Here is a 2637-nt window from a genome sequence, read left to right as displayed (position 1 = left end):
CAGCGTCCGTACCGGCCCGGGGTGACACCGAGATGACGCCGGAAGTGCCGGGTCAGATGGGACTGGTCGTGGAAGCCCGCCGCGACCGCCACCTGGGCGGCGGGCCGGCCCGCCAGCAGGAGCCGCCTGGCCCGCTCCACCCGACGGGCCGTCAGGTACTGGTGCGGCGCTATCCCGAACGCCGCCCCGAAGGCCCGCACCAGATGGGTGGGGTGCGCATGGACCAGCCGCGCCGCCTCCTCCAGCGTGACGCCCTCCACCGTCCGTTCGTCGAGGAGTTCCCGCAGCCGGTGCGCGACGCCCCGGGCGGCTGCCCCGGTGGCCGGCGGCGCCGTGGCGGCCGGAGACGACCCCAGGTGCCCGCGCAGCCGCTCGGTGATCAACCGCAGCCGGCTCTCCGCCTCCAGCTCGTCACCGGACCGGCCCAGCGCCGCGTGCAACTGCCCCACCCGACGCCGCAGCACCGGGTCGCGCAGATCGGGGCCGTCGACCGCCGGGCCGATCAGGCTCGCGTCCAGCACGCTCAGGTCCAGGTACACGACCCGCTTGCGGAAGCCCAGCGGCGTCGCCGGCGCCCCGTTGTGCGCGACGTGCGGCGGCAGCAGCGACACCACGTCCCGCGGCGTACCGCGCCCCCGGTGCCGGTCGAGGTCGTACCGCACGGCGCCGTCGTCGACGATCAGCAGCGTCCACGCGTCGTGCACGTGCATCGGATACGCGTGCTCCGCGAACCGGGCGTGGAACACCTCGACGACGCCCGGGATCCCCGGCCGCCACGCGGTCACCTCCGGGCCCGTCGGTACCTGCATGCCAAGAACGTACAAGACGGGACGAAGGCCCGGCGGGCACGCTCGCACCATGAGATCCGACACGACGACGACCGGCGTCACCACCGTCCCGCCCGCCCGCTTCGACACGAAGATCGCCGTCCTGCTGCGCACCGACCTCGCGCCCTGGCAGCGCCTGAACGTGACGGCGTTCCTCGTCAGCGGGCTGGGGACCGAGGTGCCCGAGGTCGTCGGCGAGCCCTACGCCGACGCCGACGGCACGCCCTACCTGCCCATGTTCCGCCAGCCCGTCCTGGTCTTCGAGGCCGCCGAGGAGACCATGACCGCCGCGCACGGCCGCGCCCTCTCCCGGGACCTGCCCCGCGCCGTCTTCACCTCCGACCTCTTCGCCACCGGCAACGACCACGACAACCGCGCCGCGGTCCGTGCCGTCCCGCGCGACGACCTGGACCTCGTCGGCCTCGCCGTGTACGGACCTCGCAACGCGGTGGACAAGGTGCTCAAGGGGACGCGGATGCACCCCTGACGCGCAGGCGCCGGCGGCCCGGTCGAGGCACCGGTCAGCGAAGGTCCTGGTGCTCCGGAGGACCCTCCTCGGCCGCCGTGGTCCGCGCCCCGGGGTCCTCGGCCGCCTCCGGGGCCGGGGCCGGGGGCGGCGTCGACGCGGCCGCCTCCGGTCGCGCGCCGCGGCCGAGGAAGCACACGACCGCGGCGACCGTTCCCACTGCTGCCGCCGCGAGCAGCAGGACGCGGTGGTCGACCAGGGCGAGCAGGCCCGCCCCCGCCGCCAGCGCCAGGGCGTTCGGCGCGAACAACAGCGTGTTCGCCGTGGCCGCCGCCCTGCCCAGCAGCTCGGCCGGGATCTCCCGCTGCACGGCGGTCATGGCGGCGATCAGCACGCAGGGCAGGCCCGCCCCCACCAACGCGGAGGCCACCAGGGAGACCGGCACCGACGGGACGACCCGCAGGCCGACGCCCAGCGCGAACAGGGCGATGCCCGCCGCCGCGAACACCCGCTCGGGCACACGCCGCAGCAGAGCACCGGCGCACAGTCCGCTGACCACGGAGCCACACCCCTGCACCGCGTACAGCCCCCCGACGAAGGCGGGTTCACGGTGCAGTCCGGCGTCGACGACGGCGTACACCGCCGCCCCGTTCAGCCCGGCCACACCCATGGTCGCCGCCCCGGCCAGGACCAGCCGCCGCAGGGCGGGACGAGCCCACAGGCCGCGCATTCCCTCGGCGGCGTCCGAGAACCGATGCCGGGTGCCGGCGGGGGAAGGGGCGGGCTCGGACACACGCATGAGGGCGAACGCCGCCGCGGCCAGCACGAAGGTGGCGGCGTCCAGCAGGACCACACCGGCGCCACCGAACCGCACGAACAGCCCCGCGCCGACCAGCGGCGCCACCAGTTTCATGCCTTCGTTCGCCGTCATCCGCAGACCGTTGAAGTCGCCGCGCAGCGGCTCCGGAACGGCGGCGGCCACCAGGGCGGCCTCCGCCGCGTCCAGCAGCACCGTGGCGACGCCGTACAGCGTCAGCACGACGAACAGGAGCCCGACGTCGTCCTTCTCGTCCACGCCGAGGAGAGGCAACAGGGCCAGCGCCATCCCGAGGTTGACCAGGACCAGCAACGGCCGGCGCCGTACCCGGTCCGCCACCGTGCCGATCAGCGGACCGGCCAGCAGGGGAGCCCACACGCAGAAGGTGGTCAGCGCCGCCAGACTGTCCGAACCGGTCAGCGACTTCGCCCACACCCCCGCCGCCAGCGCCATGGCCGAACTGCCGAAGCCCGAGACCACGACACCGCCCAGGTAGAACGCCACCTCGCGGTCACGCAGGACCCGCC

General features: G+C 75.0%; 3 protein-coding genes. 1 reads left to right on the top strand and 2 read right to left on the bottom strand.

The window, feature by feature from the left end:
• Positions 1 to 809, bottom strand: an 809-nt coding sequence (locus tag ACOV8S_RS32710) for an AraC family transcriptional regulator (RefSeq protein WP_448322264.1), incomplete at its 3' end; no start/stop codon positions are given.
• 49 nt (positions 810 to 858) lie between these two features.
• Here ACOV8S_RS32710 and ACOV8S_RS32705 point away from each other — a divergent pair.
• Positions 859 to 1314: a DUF2000 family protein gene (locus tag ACOV8S_RS32705; protein WP_448322262.1), complete on the top strand. Its 456-nt coding sequence runs from the start codon at positions 859 to 861 to the stop codon at positions 1312 to 1314.
• 34 nt (positions 1315 to 1348) lie between these two features.
• Here the strand turns inward: ACOV8S_RS32705 and ACOV8S_RS32700 are convergent.
• Positions 1349 to 2637 (bottom strand): MFS transporter (locus ACOV8S_RS32700; protein ID WP_448322261.1); only part of this gene is annotated, 1289 nt, incomplete at its 5' end.

This window comes from Streptomyces sp. CO7 (genome assembly GCF_053474865.1).
The sequence above is the reverse complement of the archived record's forward strand: the minus strand, read 5'-3'. Positions and strand labels throughout refer to the sequence as shown.

Coding starts and splice junctions, on each gene's coding strand:
- ACOV8S_RS32705 (WP_448322262.1), top strand. CDS start 859: ATGAGATCCGACACGACGACGACCGGCGTCACCACCGTCCCGCCCGCC.